This is a genomic window from Clostridium sp. Marseille-P2415 (assembly GCF_900155545.1).
Lineage (GTDB): Bacteria > Bacillota > Clostridia > Lachnospirales > Lachnospiraceae > Lacrimispora.
Genome location: NZ_LT732526.1, coordinates 3,024,651 through 3,037,409 on the forward strand (window position 1 = coordinate 3,024,651; position 12,759 = coordinate 3,037,409).

Genomic DNA, 12,759 nt, shown 5'->3' on the forward strand with positions numbered 1-12,759 from the left:
CATCGTGATGCTGTTATCAAGTAAAAAGAGACTAGGTTGAAGTGAAGAGCACTTCAAACGCCGGTCTCCTTTTTATGAATTCATTATAAACTTCTGGTGGATTGTCCTTCCACCAGTTCAGCCTTAAATACCTTCTTCTGGTGCTCTGCCTGATTCTTGATAACATCGAATAATATACCGATCGTGGCTTCGGCCATTTCTTCTACGGGCTGGCGTATGGTGGTGATGGCCGGGTTGTAAAAATGGGCAATATCCAGTCCGTCAAAGCCGGCGATGGAATAGTCCTCCGGTATCCGTTTTCCATTCTCAAATACCGCTTTACAGGCACCGATGGCGATGCTGTCTGAAATCGCATACACAGCGGTAAATTCCAGGTCCTCTTTCAAAACCCGGGTCATCATACGGTGTCCGTTGGCCATGGAATAACACTCCTCACATTCATCCGAGAATCTGATCAGTGACGGATCCGGAGATATCCCGTTGTCTGTAAGAGCTTTTTTATAGCCCTCAAGCCGAAGGCGCCCAATGCTCTCATCATCCGGATCGGCTGCCAAGATCAGGATTCTCTTATGGCCAAGTTTACATAAATAATCCACCATCTTATAGCTTTCTGCAAAGTCGTCTACGGATACACAGGAAAAAGCAGGTGATTCGCCTAAATATTCCGTCATGCCGACGGTACTCAGCACATAGGGAACGGTAAGCTGTGCCAGTTCTTCCTTGCTGTGGGAAAAATATCCGCCCAGAAATACGATTCCTCTCGGTTTCTTCTCCTTTATCAGTTCCAGGGCTACATCTACCTCATCCTCTTTCTCATCCACCCGCTGCATGATAAATGAGTATTTCTTTTTCTGAATCTCCTCCTCAAAAATACGGATCATCTTGCCGAAAAAGGGGTTCCCGATCCCCTTGATCAAAACTACAATGGCCCTGGAATCGGTACGTTTTAAATTCCGTGCACTGTTATTGGGAATGTAATTATTTTCCTTGATCACCTGCATGATCCTGTTCTTTGTCTCCTGATTGATATCCGGATGATTGTTAATGGCCCGGGATACGGTGCTGACACCGACTCCGCATATCCTCGCTATGTCTTTAATGTTTATAGACTCCATCAGAAATACTCATCTCCTTTCGTCATACCCTGCCGTAAAGCTTTGCGATCTTTCTGCATTTCTCTGCAAGCTCCTCTGTAATCTCTCCGGAAAGCATGCGCCACCTCCAGTTTTTCCCCAGGGTGGAAGGTTCATTGATTCTGGCCTCTCCTCCCAGGCCCAGATAATCCTGAACCGGGATAACCGCTAACTTAGCCACGCTTGCCAGGGCCAGGCGGATAAAATCCCAGTGGATTTCTTCCTCCAAAGTCCCGGCGTTATTCAAATAATCAACTGCAAGCTGCCGGTCCTCAGGCGATAAATCCTCATACCAGCCTCTTATGGTATTATTGTCATGGGTTCCGGTATATACCACACAGTTCGGCGTATAATTGTGAGGAAGATAGTCGCTCTCCTCCCTGGAATCAAAAGCGAACTCAAGCACCTTCATACCTGGAAATCCCGTATCCTTTACCAGCTTCAGCACAGAAGCCGTCAAAAAGCCAAGATCTTCCGCTATAATGTCCAGTTTTCCGAATTTCTCCCTCATCCGGTTGAAAATATCTATGCCCGGTCCCTTTTCCCAGGTGCCGAAAACCGCATTCTCACTTCCTGCAGGTATGGAATAATACGCATCAAAGCCCCGGAAATGATCCACCCGCACCACATCATACAGGCGGAAGCTGTATTCCATGCGCTTCATCCACCATTCATAATCCGTTTCCCTGTGATATTCCCACCGGTAAAGCGGATTTCCCCACAATTGTCCGGCAGCAGAAAATCCATCCGGCGGACAGCCTGCCACCGCAATGGGCTCACAGTTTTCATCAAACTGGAATAATTCCGGGTGGAACCAGGAATCCGAACTGTCAAAGGCCACATATATGGGCATATCACCGATAATCCGTATGCCGCGTTCATTGGCATAAGCCTTTAACCGGCTCCACTGCTTTTCGAATTCCATTTGAAGAAAGCCATAAAATCCAGTCTCATCGGCCAGTTCCTTTTCATAACGGGCGACAGCCTCCGGCCTTCTGAGCCGGATATCCTCATCCCATAGGATCCAGCTCTTCCCGTCAAAATGGTTTTTAACCGCCATATAGAAACAATACAGGGCCGTTTCCCCGCCTAAAACCCCTTTCGGTTCTTCCGATGTATGGCCCTGCTCCTTCCACCGCATGTAAGCCTTCCTTAGTAAGGGGAAACGGTTAAAGTACATTTTTTCATAATCAATATCCCTTGGATCTTTCCCAAAATCAACCGCTTCACATTCTGTTTTGGTAAGCAAGCCTTCCTTCACCAGTTCATCCAGATCAATAAAGTACGGATTTCCCGAAAATGCGGAGAACGACTGGTAAGGGGAGTCCCCATAACCGGTAGGCCCCAGGGGGAGTATCTGCCAGTAATGCTGCCCTGCTTTTTTTAATAGATCAATGAATTCATATGCCTCTTTCGAAAATGCTCCGATCCCGTACTTCGACGGCAGGCTTGCAACCGGAAGCAATATACCACATTCCCGCATATACAGTCTCCTTTTTCTGTTTGTTTTCTAGCCTTTCACCGCACCTGCAGCCACACCCTTTATGATATATTTCTGGCAGCTTAAATAAAATACAATAATTGGAAAGATTGCCAGAACTAACATTGCCATCATGGCTCCCATATCGATGGAGCCGTAACCCCCCTTTAGGTTCTGGATAACCATTGGTATTGTACCTTTTTCCTGCGGAAGAATCAAGCTGGGAAGAAGATAATCATTCCAGATCCACATGGCATTTAAGATTGCAACCGTCACAGCCGTGGGCCTAAGCATTGGGAATACCACATGAAAATACGTCTGAACGGGGGAACAGCCGTCAATCATGGCTGCTTCCTCGATCTCAAGCGGGATGGCCTTTACAAAGCCGCAGAATAAAAATACCGCCTGCCCCGCACCAAAGCCCAGGTAAAGGAACACCAGGCCGTACATGGAGTTTAAGTATAAGTCATTGGCCGTCTTGGACATGGTGAACATGACCATCTGAAACGGAACGATCATGGCAAACACGAAGATATAGTACAAAAAGCTGGTGAATGTCGATTTTACTCTGGTAAGGAACCAGGCAGTCATGGATGTGAACAAGACAATGACCGCAACAGAAGCAACCGTGATAAAAAGGGAACGGCCGAAAGCAGGGAAGAATCCTGTTTTGCGGACGCCCTCCAGGTAATTGGAAAGCCCCACATAAGTACCGGCCTTTGGGAACTGGAACGGCACATCGCTGATAAACAGCTTACTCTTAAACGAGTTCATCAAAACCAGCGCAATGGGGAATAAAAATGCCAGAGAAAGTACCGTTAAAACGACTGTAAGAACCGTTCCCGCCGCATGACCGACTTCCATTTGTGCAATTTCAGAATTCTTTACCTTTCTGTTCATCAGCTTTCCACCTCCTTACGTCTTGTTAAGAAAAGCTGGGTCAGGGAAATGACTGCTACCATAAGAAAAAATACCGTTGCCTTTGCCTGGCCTACCCCTTCCCAGCCAACTCTTCCGTAAAAGGTATTATAAATATCCAGAGCCAGCATGCTGGTCTGCCTTCCCGGTCCTCCGGCCGTCAATGCCAGGTTCTGGTCAAACAGCTTAAAGGAGTTTGTCAGGGTCAGAAACAGACAGATGGTAAAGGAGGGCATGACCATGGGAATCATGATGCGCTTTAATATCTGGAATCCGGAGGCACCGTCGATCTTTGCGGCCTCGATCAAATCTCCGGGAACATTCTGGAGTCCTGCGATATAAATAATCATCATATACCCGATCAGCTGCCAGTTCATCAAAAGCACCAGCCCCCAAAAGCCGTATTTTGCATCAAAGGAAAGGGTAACACCGAACTTTGCCAGAACTCCGTTTAATAAGAGCTGCCAGATATAGCCCAGCACAATGCCGCCGATCAAGTTCGGCATAAAAAATACGGTGCGGAAAAGATTGGTTCCCCGGATCCCTCTTGTGAGTATGTAGGCAAGCAGAAACCCCAGCGCATTGATGGTCACTACCGAAACAATGGTAAACTTCACCGTAAATACCAGCGCATTTACAAAATTCTGATCCATAAAAATCTTTTTATAGTTTGATATTCCCACCCAGTCCGCATCCTTTACCGTGGTAAATTCCGTAAAGGACAAATAAATGCCTGTGATAAAAGGGTACAGGAATGCAATGATAAATGCAGCCAGTGTCGGCAGAACAAAAATTGGAAAATACCGTTTCATTGACTTCTGCATGTAATGCCTCCTTCTAAATGTCTTTCTCTGTTCTGGCATAATGCCATTCGATGAGCCAAAAGCGAATCATGCTTCCTCACAGGAAAATGGGTGAGGCATCTCCCCCGCGCTCACCCATCTCCCAATTTCGAATATGCTATTTCGTCATGGCTTTTTCATTGGCCCAATCAGCCTTCATGTCGTCTACCACTGCTGTCCAGTCCTTGCCTCCCTGCGCGTACTGCAAAAGGGAGGCCCCGAAATTATCTTTAAAGGTCTGGCTTGGGAATGACGTAAAGTTCCAGGTAACGGAATATAAATCGCCGTCGTTCATATACCGGTCAATCTCCTTAGCCAGAGGATCGGCCGGCTTTTCATCAGCCGAAAAGGTATCAAATGGAGCGATGAAGTCCAGCTTGTTGGTCACATAATCCTTTCCGGTATCAGAAGTAAAGAGCCATTCCATAAAATCAATGGAGGCTTTCTGGTCCTCTTCCTTTGCCTGGCTGTTGATGGAGAAGAAATTCTCCGTGCCAATGCAAAGCCCCTGTTTTTCCTCGCCGCTCATTCCTGTATAGATCGGAAGGAATTTCACATCCTCTTCCTTTACCGTATTGCCGTCAACGCCGGACACCTGTCCCCAGCCCCAGTTTCCGTTCTGTACCATGGCAGCCTTACCCAAAGCAAACTCTGCCATGGAATCCTCAACGGTCTTAGCCCCTGCCATCTTGGGATCTGTGCAGGAATTGTGAATGTATAAATCAAAAATGTTTTTAAAGTTGCCGGCATACTTAAAGTCAATGGCATCCTTATCGGATACGTTGTCATCCTTATATTCATAATAGATCGGAAGATTTGCCAGATGAGTCTGCCATCTCCAGTCCTCACCGGGTGCAAAAGAAGTGGAAGCAAACACCCCTTCTATTCCAAGATCTGATTTTCTTGCCTGCATATCTTCCACAACTGCTTTCAGGGAATCAAAATTTTTGATCTCATCCATGGACTTGGCCTTTGCGCCGTCGAGAGCAAAGTACTTCTTCATGACCGCATCATTGTAAATAATGCCGTAGCCTTCCACCACGTACGGAATGCCATAAACGCCGTCCCCATCCTTCACAGCCATATCCTTGTCGATCAGATGGCCGTAGATGGCTGTATCCTTTAAATCTTTGCAGTATTTTGCCCAGGACTTATAGCCGATGGGACCGTTAATCTGAAACAGGGTAGGCGGTTCCTTCTTTGCCGCCTCCGATTTTAACGTCTGCTCGTATGTACCTGCCGCCGCCGTCTGTACTTTCATCGGTACGCCTGTTTCTGCCGTATACTTTTCTGCAAGCTCCACCCAGATGTCCGCCACCTCCGGCTTAAAATTCAGATAATAAATCTGTCCTTTGGCTTCTGCCGTACCGCCGGTCTTCCCGGAACCGGTTTCCCCTGCCTGTGCTTTTTGTTCCGCTCCCGTGGTCTCTGTGGCTTTTTCCGAAGAACAGCCGATCAGTGTCCCGGCCGCCACCGCTGCCGCCAAAGTAAGTGCCGCCAGTTTTCTAAGTTTCATAATATCCTCCTTCCGTGCCTGTTTTGTTACAGGCCATGACTTATTCCCTGACCATTGGAGACTCCGCTTTGGGAACCATTTTCGGTAACGGTATCGGTAACGTTTCCAACAGCCTCATGGTTTTACAATAGCACAGTGCACAAAGAAATGCAACCATTTTAGCTTTGCTTTCAATTTTTTGTTAACATTTTACATTTTTCTTGATTTTTTTGTTTACATTTCACAATACATTCCGTTTCAAATGCGCTTTCATTATCGTTTTAGTACCACAGGTTCTCTCTTTATTTAGTCAGATTTTCGTAAATAAAACTATGAATTTTGACCTGGAATGTTAAGAGAAAAGAAATACTTATTCCTCAATTTTCCTATACAATATAAAATATGAAAAGGAGGAAATATCTATGAGAAAAATGAATAAGCCACTGACCGCTGCACTCATTGCGGCCACCGCACTCAGCGTTACCGCATGTGCCCAGACAGGAACTGCTTCCATCCCGGGGGCCAATATCACAACTGTTGACAATAAGGCAGGCAGCACCATACAGGTACAAAGCACCGAGGAAGTAAAGGTGGTTCCTGATATGGCTGAGATCAGTTTTGCAGTATCCACCCAGACTGCCGATCCGAAAGCATGCCAGGAGAAGAACAGCGAAGATTTAAATAAGGTCATAACATTTTTAAAAAGCTCCGGCATTGATGAAAAATCAATCCAGACTTCCAACTACGGTCTTGAGCCCATGTATGACTGGAGTTCCGGGCAGACGATCACAGGGTATCAGATGCGCACAAGCATCATCTTATCCGATCAGCCCATCGACCAGGTGGGAACCCTGCTTTCATCCTGCATCGAAGCAGGCATTAACAACATCGACAGTGTAAGTTATCTTTCCAGCAAATACGATGCCAGCTATCAGGAAGCCCTTAAAAAGGCCATAGAAGCCGCCAAGGTAAAGGCAGAGGCCATCGCTGCTGCCAGCGGCTGTACCCTGGGCGAGATCGCTAATATTGAAGAGCTCAACACTTACTCCAATGAGAGATACACCGGTTACTCCTCAACCGGAACCGCTCCGCAGACGGATGCCAAATCCATGGTTGTGGAGCCCGGACAGATCAACGTAGAAGCGCAGATTACCGTAACGTATAAAATAAAATAGCAGAGAAGTAAAAAGGGGCGGCATCACGATGATTCCCGTGCTGCCGCCTCTGCCGTGTCAGGAACGATGCTCATTTACATGAACCTCCAGCTGGTTATATGGAATCTTAATCCCTGCTTCATCAAATGCAAGCTTGATCTGCTCCATGATCTCACATCTGGCTGCCCAATAATCCCCAGTGGTCGTCCAGCCCCTGCCTCCAATGGTGACGGAGCTTTGTGCCAGATCACTGACGAAAACTTCTATGGGTTCTTCTTTCATAATGGCTGCATGGCTGTGAAAAATGGCCTCCACAATTTCTTTTGCTCTCCTTAAATCCGAGTCATATCCGATTCCTACCAGAATATCCACCCTGCGTTTATCCATGGCAGTCACATTGGTCAGTGCAGAATTGGAAAGCGTTCCATTGGGGATGACCACCTGCTTATTGTCCATGGTGGTGAGGACCGTGTATACCAGCCCGATGGTACGGACCGTACCTTCTCCATCCTTGGAAACAATATAATCTCCGACCCGGAACGGTTTCATGAGAAGGATCAGTACTCCGCCTGCAAAATTAGCCAGACTTCCCTGGACCGCCAGGCCGATGGCAATACTTGCGGAGCCCAGCAAAGCTACGATGGATGCCGAATTGACTCCGATCTGTCCGGCTATGATAAATGCAAGCAGGCAGTAAAGAGACGCATTGAAAACAGAAAGCAAAAATTTCCTTAAGCTGACTTCCATGTCCACTCTCTTAAAGGAACGGTCCAGCGTATGATAAATGATTTTAATGATTCTGGACCCTATAAAAAATATCACCAAAGCGATCAGAAGCTTTATTCCAAAGGCGATCAGTCCGGGAACCCATCCTTTCAAGGTTTCCAAAATGACATTGGGTTTCAGCTGATCTAAATTTTCCTGTACTTCCTGCTGTAACGCAGCAAGGGACTCCTCCGGCATTGCGCTGGCAATGGTATAGAACGTCATTGTTTCAAATCTCCTCCCTGTTTTGGTTTTCCGGTCTTTTTCATTCCAGTTATTATATCATTCAGGACTGTAATTTTCAATAGCCAACCAGCAATCGGAGTCTATCTGGCTCTTTCATAAGCCAGCATCAAGTCCACCATCCTTCCATAACTGTTTACCCCGTCGGCCTGGCTGTTTATCTTTAAATAGGTGTCATTTAACTGGCGGGAAACCTCGGCAGTCCTTCCCTCATACTTCCCCCAGAATTCATTGTTATGCCTCAAATCAGCCCAGGCCCGCTCATCCAGCTGCCCGCAGATATCTGCATATGCCTTCCAGTCCGCCTTTGCCAGCGCATTGGTGGCATAGACCCAGCCGGTCAAATATCCGCTGTAGCGGAAGGCATCGTTACCGGAGCCGATGCAGGCCAGATACCCGATAAAGTTAGCCTCATCTTCCCTCATAAACCCCCGCAGATGGGACAGCTCATGACAGATCGTGTGCGGAATGTTATAATCCGGCATGGAACGGTTATAGACAGCCTCCACCGTAAATGGAGCGTACTGGCCGCAAAGCTGCTGGACTGAGAAGAAGTAAGACCATATCAGGGGCTTGGGAGAGGGATAAAAGCCAGCCAGCTCCGGATAGGCTTCTCCCAGCTTCTTCATGGCTTTCACACTTTCGTTCCTGCAGCTTTCCATGTCCGCTGTTTCCGTAATACCTTCCTCACACATCCGGTTCAAGGTATCCGTAAGCTGCTGGCAGAGGCTTTTAAGCTCCTCTGTGGAAGACATTCTCACCTCCAGTCCCGAACTGGCGGAAAACGGTTTCCGGTAATAGTTGATCCCGCAGTGAAAGGTGAATAAAAAAAACAGGCCGGTGACAAGAAACACGGCTCTTATAAGTATTCCTCTCCCTTCCCGGAAATAACGCACCGTATAGCAGACGCTGTAAACAATAAGCAGATAGGCACAGACCTCCGCCAATGCAAAAGGAAATACTCCCGACAGCCTGCCGACACTTCCCACAATAACCGGATAAACCCGTTTGGCATACCAGTCTCCAAATCCCGGAAGCTTCCTTGCAAGAATCTGAAACATCAAAGAAAGTGTAAACATTGCCGCAGAAGCTGTAATAAGCTTCTTATCTCCATTTTGCCCTCTTTCTCCCATACTACGGCTCCCCCTGGTGTAAAATTTCATATTCTGTTTTATGGACGACTTTTTATTTGAATTTATGGTAACATAATTTTGTGGACAATCCATGATGTGTTTGTGAATATTTTCTTACCATTTTGTGAAACCCCTTGCGTTATAAATCAATCTCATTTAAACTCATGTTTGGAACCACCAGTAAGGAAAAGAAGAGAAATCATATGAAAAGAGACGAAAACATGCCAAAGGAACGGGAACCGTTCAGCTGGAAAGAAGAAATCATCAGCTGGATCAAAATCATTATTGCAGCTGCTGTTATCGCATTTTTGCTGAACAATTTCATCATAGCAAACAGCAGGGTACCAAGCGGCTCCATGGAGCAGACCATCATGACAGGAGACCGGGTCATCGGCTCCAGGCTGTCCTATTATTTCGGTGATCCGCAGCGGGGAGATGTGGTCATCTTTCATTTTCCCGATGATCCTACGGGGAAGACCTATTATGTAAAACGGGTCATCGGCCTTCCGGGCGATATCATCGATATCCGGGATGGAAAGGTTTACTTAAATAACTCCGATACGCCCCTGGACGAGCCTTATCTTCCGGAAGCCATGGAACCGGAGCCCGATGCCCATTATGAGGTGCCGGAGAATTGTTACTTCATGCTTGGCGACAACCGGAATTTCTCCGCAGATGCCAGAAGATGGAAAAATAAATACGTGGAAAAGAACAAAATCATCGCAAAAGTCCTGTTCCGGTATTTCCCCTCGATCAAGAAAATTGAATAAGGAAAAAAAACGCAGGTCCGGTGTTCTTGCCGGCCTGCGTTTTTATGTATCTCATCACCATTCGTAATAATTGATCAGAGCTATTCCATATAACCGCCCTTCATCGGCGATACGGCATGTTCTGAGAAAATTTTTATAACGCCGGACTCATATTTGGGTTCCCTTGGCTTCCAGGATTTCTTCCTCTCCGCCAGGATCTCTTCAATCTCTTCCGGGCTTTTCTGTTCTCCCCTTACACCGATCACGCGGAGAATCCGCTCGGGGATATCAATCTCAATCAAATCTTCCTCCTCCACCAGCGCAATGGGACCTCCTTCTGCCGCTTCCGGTGAAATATGACCGATGGCCGGTCCTTTTGAGGCACCGGAAAACCTGCCGTCCGTCAAAAGTGCGATGGATTTTGAAAGCACCGGGTCAGAAGAAATGGCTTCCGTGGTATAGAACATCTCAGGCATCCCACTGCCCTTTGGCCCTTCGTAGCGGATGATGACAGCCTCTCCGGGGTGGATCTTTCCGTGCAGGACCGCATAAATGGCTTCCTCCTCACAGTCAAAAGGCCTTGCCTTCAAAACAGCCTTGTGCATCTCCTTTGCAACGGCGCTGTGCTTGACTACCGCCCCTTCCGGAGCCAGATTGCCTTTCAAAATGGCAACAGTCCCGTTTTTACCGATGGGCTTTTCAAAGGTTCTGATTATATCAGTCCGTTTTAAGCCTATCTTTTTTAAATAGTCGTTACACGTCTCATAAAACCCGTTTTTCTTTAAATCCTCCAGATTTTCACCTAAAGTCTTACCGGTTACGGTCATACAGTCTAAATGGAGCATTTTTTTAATCTCTTCCATAATCCGCGGAACGCCGCCTGCGTAGTAGAAATACTGGGCAGGCCACTTTCCGGCAGGACGGATATCCAGAAGGTAATGGGCGTTCTTATGAAGCCGGTCGAAGGTATCCCCATCAATTTTAAGTCCCAGCTCATGGGCAATGGCCGGAATATGGAGCAGGGAATTGGTGGAACCGGATATGGCAGCGTGGACCATAATGGCATTTTCAAAGGAATCCATGGTTATCATGTCTTTTGGCTTTAAGCCATTTTCAGCCAGCCAGACCGCCTGTTCCCCTGCTTGTTTCGCCGCTTTCTTTAAGTCGCCGGATGTGGCCGGCATCAGGGCGCTTCCGGGAAGCATGAGCCCCAGGGCTTCCGCCATTACCTGCATGGTGGAGGCAGTTCCCATAAAAGAACAGGCACCGCAGGAGGGGCAGGCGTGGTGTTTATACCAGGTCAGCTTTTCCTCCGAAATCTCCCCTCTCTCATACATGGCACTGTACATGCCGATCTGTTCCAGGGTCAGAAGACCGGGACCTGCATCCATTACTCCCCCTGTGATGACGATTGATGGGATATTGATCCTTCCGATGCCCATCAGATGGGCCGGCACCGCCTTATCACAGCTGGCTATAAAAACCCCTGCATCGTAAGGTGTGGCATTGTTATGTATCTCGATCATATTGCAGATCATATCCCTGGAGACCAGAGAATAGTTTCCGCCGTCATGGCCCTGGCTCATGCCATCGCAGGTATCGGTAGCAAAATACCGGGCACCTTTCCCTCCTGACTCCGCGATTCCTTCCATGGACTGGTTTACCAGCCCCAGAAGATGGGCACTTCCCGGATGGCTTTCTCCAAAAGTACTTTCAATCATAATCTGAGGCTTTTTAAGGTCCTCCACGGACCAGCCCATGCCAATTTTTAACGGGTCCATTTCAGGCGCAATCGCCCGCACTTGCTGGCTCTTTAATTCCATAATATATCCTTTCCTGACTACAGTCATAATACGTATGATGTCTATTTGATTATAAAATATCACTTTTGTAATTTGAAGTCAAGTAATTCGTCTTGTTTGTAATATTATGTAAACATAAAATGCTGTTTTTCTATATTTTCCCCATAAATACATTGGATGTATATAGCTGCAAATGCTATCAAAAAAAGGAACCATGATGGCCTTTCCTGTCATCATGGTTCCTGCCGGAACAACAGACATACGAAGTCTGTTTCATAATATTATTTCCTTACATACTGAATCCGTTGCCTTCGTTTATAAAATAAGCACCTTAAGAATTCCGTTCCAGCGATTTTATCAATCTCCTGTTATAAGTCAAATGCATGTTCATGGCACATCTGGCTCCCTCGGGATCTCCCTGCTCAATGCAGTCCACAATTTCCCTGTGTGTGTCAATAGTTTCTTTGCCAAGCCTGGAGCTTGTGATGTCCACAAACAGAGCTATGGATGAATTGATGACAGGAACCAGCTTTTCCACCACCGCATTGCCGCTGCAGGCAGCAATCTGTTTGTGGAAGAGGATATCCGCCTCCGTATGGCTCTCTCCCCGGTTAATAAAATCCTCTACCCGGTCTCTTTGCTTCTTAAGTTCCTCTACCTGTTCCGGAGAAGCGTTCCTTGCCGCCATGGCGGCAATCTCCGGCTCCAGCATCAGGCGGACGCTTAAGAGATCCAGAGCCAGGTGAGTCTTGTCCTTTAAAAAAGCGAGCCCCAGCGGATCATCTACGATTCCCTGGCGCGCCGATACAAACGTCCCGGCTCCCCGCCGTATCTCCAGGATCTGCCTGGAAACCAGAATCTTAATGGCTTCCCTTATGGTTCCCCGGCCCACTCCAATGGCCTCTGCCAGTTCGAACTCATTGGGGATCTTCGCTCCCACCTCCAGGCCTTTTTCAAGGATATTGTTCATGATATGTTCCGCAACCTGTTCAGCCAGAGGTTTCTTTTTACAGGATTCCAGCTCCTCACCCATAAGCTTCCTCCT

11 protein-coding genes are annotated in these 12,759 nt (G+C 47.2%); 2 read left to right on the top strand and 9 right to left on the bottom strand.

From position 1 onward, the window contains the following. Window positions 1-83: 83 nt before the first annotated feature. The 5 genes from BQ9856_RS18700 to BQ9856_RS18720 form a co-directional block, all read right to left on the bottom strand. Complete coding sequence (locus BQ9856_RS18700) at window positions 84-1,115, bottom strand: LacI family DNA-binding transcriptional regulator (RefSeq protein WP_077612378.1); 1,032 nt, start codon at window positions 1,113-1,115, stop codon at window positions 84-86. A gap of 22 nt (window positions 1,116-1,137) precedes the next feature. Next, a complete protein-coding gene (malQ, locus tag BQ9856_RS18705; RefSeq protein ID WP_077612379.1) occupies window positions 1,138-2,616 on the bottom strand; it encodes a 4-alpha-glucanotransferase in 1,479 nt (492 codons plus the stop codon). A gap of 27 nt (window positions 2,617-2,643) precedes the next feature. After that, window positions 2,644-3,477 carry a carbohydrate ABC transporter permease gene (locus BQ9856_RS18710; RefSeq protein WP_442855597.1) on the bottom strand — a complete coding sequence of 278 codons (834 nt, stop codon included), beginning with the start codon at window positions 3,475-3,477 and terminating at the stop codon, window positions 2,644-2,646. Between the two features lie 35 nt (window positions 3,478-3,512). Further along, complete coding sequence (locus tag BQ9856_RS18715) at window positions 3,513-4,355, bottom strand: carbohydrate ABC transporter permease (protein ID WP_077612381.1); 843 nt, start codon at window positions 4,353-4,355, stop codon at window positions 3,513-3,515. Window positions 4,356-4,491: 136 nt separating this feature from the next. Further along, entirely contained in the window at window positions 4,492-5,889 is a 1,398-nt protein-coding gene (locus BQ9856_RS18720; protein ID WP_077612382.1) for an ABC transporter substrate-binding protein, read from the bottom strand. Window positions 5,890-6,290: 401 nt separating this feature from the next. Here BQ9856_RS18720 and BQ9856_RS18725 point away from each other — a divergent pair, with 401 nt between their 5' ends. After that, window positions 6,291-7,043, top strand: a complete 753-nt coding sequence (locus tag BQ9856_RS18725) for an SIMPL domain-containing protein (protein ID WP_077612383.1) — start codon at window positions 6,291-6,293, stop codon at window positions 7,041-7,043. Between the two features lie 57 nt (window positions 7,044-7,100). Here BQ9856_RS18725 and BQ9856_RS18730 read toward each other — a convergent pair whose 3' ends face one another. Both BQ9856_RS18730 and BQ9856_RS18735 read right to left on the bottom strand, forming a co-directional pair. Next, window positions 7,101-8,012, bottom strand: a complete 912-nt coding sequence (locus tag BQ9856_RS18730) for a mechanosensitive ion channel family protein (RefSeq protein ID WP_077612384.1) — start codon at window positions 8,010-8,012, stop codon at window positions 7,101-7,103. Between the two features lie 101 nt (window positions 8,013-8,113). After that, window positions 8,114-9,163 carry a DUF3810 domain-containing protein gene (locus BQ9856_RS18735; RefSeq protein WP_077612385.1) on the bottom strand — a complete coding sequence of 350 codons (1,050 nt, stop codon included), beginning with the start codon at window positions 9,161-9,163 and terminating at the stop codon, window positions 8,114-8,116. A gap of 203 nt (window positions 9,164-9,366) precedes the next feature. Here BQ9856_RS18735 and lepB point away from each other — a divergent pair, with 203 nt between their 5' ends. Next, entirely contained in the window at window positions 9,367-9,933 is a 567-nt protein-coding gene (lepB, locus tag BQ9856_RS18740; RefSeq protein WP_139348729.1) for a signal peptidase I, read from the top strand. A gap of 80 nt (window positions 9,934-10,013) precedes the next feature. Here lepB and ilvD read toward each other — a convergent pair whose 3' ends face one another. Beyond that, window positions 10,014-11,735, bottom strand: a complete 1,722-nt coding sequence (gene ilvD, locus BQ9856_RS18745; RefSeq protein WP_077612387.1) for a dihydroxy-acid dehydratase — start codon at window positions 11,733-11,735, stop codon at window positions 10,014-10,016. Between the two features lie 310 nt (window positions 11,736-12,045). Continuing rightward, window positions 12,046-12,747, bottom strand: coding sequence for a FadR/GntR family transcriptional regulator (locus tag BQ9856_RS18750; RefSeq protein WP_077612388.1), 702 nt, complete (start codon window positions 12,745-12,747; stop codon window positions 12,046-12,048). Window positions 12,748-12,759 lie beyond the last annotated feature (12 nt).

Bases quoted from the DNA above. Each gene is read 5' to 3' on its own strand.
- BQ9856_RS18700 (WP_077612378.1), bottom strand. From the start codon at position 1,115: ATGGAGTCTATAAACATTAAAGACATAGCGAGGATATGCGGAGTCGGT.
- malQ (WP_077612379.1), bottom strand. From the start codon at position 2,616: ATGCGGGAATGTGGTATATTGCTTCCGGTTGCAAGCCTGCCGTCGAAG.
- BQ9856_RS18710 (WP_442855597.1), bottom strand. From the start codon at position 3,477: ATGGAAGTCGGTCATGCGGCGGGAACGGTTCTTACAGTCGTTTTAACG.
- BQ9856_RS18715 (WP_077612381.1), bottom strand. From the start codon at position 4,355: ATGCAGAAGTCAATGAAACGGTATTTTCCAATTTTTGTTCTGCCGACA.
- BQ9856_RS18720 (WP_077612382.1), bottom strand. From the start codon at position 5,889: ATGAAACTTAGAAAACTGGCGGCACTTACTTTGGCGGCAGCGGTGGCG.
- BQ9856_RS18725 (WP_077612383.1), top strand. From the start codon at position 6,291: ATGAGAAAAATGAATAAGCCACTGACCGCTGCACTCATTGCGGCCACC.
- BQ9856_RS18730 (WP_077612384.1), bottom strand. From the start codon at position 8,012: ATGACGTTCTATACCATTGCCAGCGCAATGCCGGAGGAGTCCCTTGCT.
- BQ9856_RS18735 (WP_077612385.1), bottom strand. From the start codon at position 9,163: ATGGGAGAAAGAGGGCAAAATGGAGATAAGAAGCTTATTACAGCTTCT.
- lepB (WP_139348729.1), top strand. From the start codon at position 9,367: ATGAAAAGAGACGAAAACATGCCAAAGGAACGGGAACCGTTCAGCTGG.
- ilvD (WP_077612387.1), bottom strand. From the start codon at position 11,735: ATGGAATTAAAGAGCCAGCAAGTGCGGGCGATTGCGCCTGAAATGGAC.
- BQ9856_RS18750 (WP_077612388.1), bottom strand. From the start codon at position 12,747: ATGGGTGAGGAGCTGGAATCCTGTAAAAAGAAACCTCTGGCTGAACAG.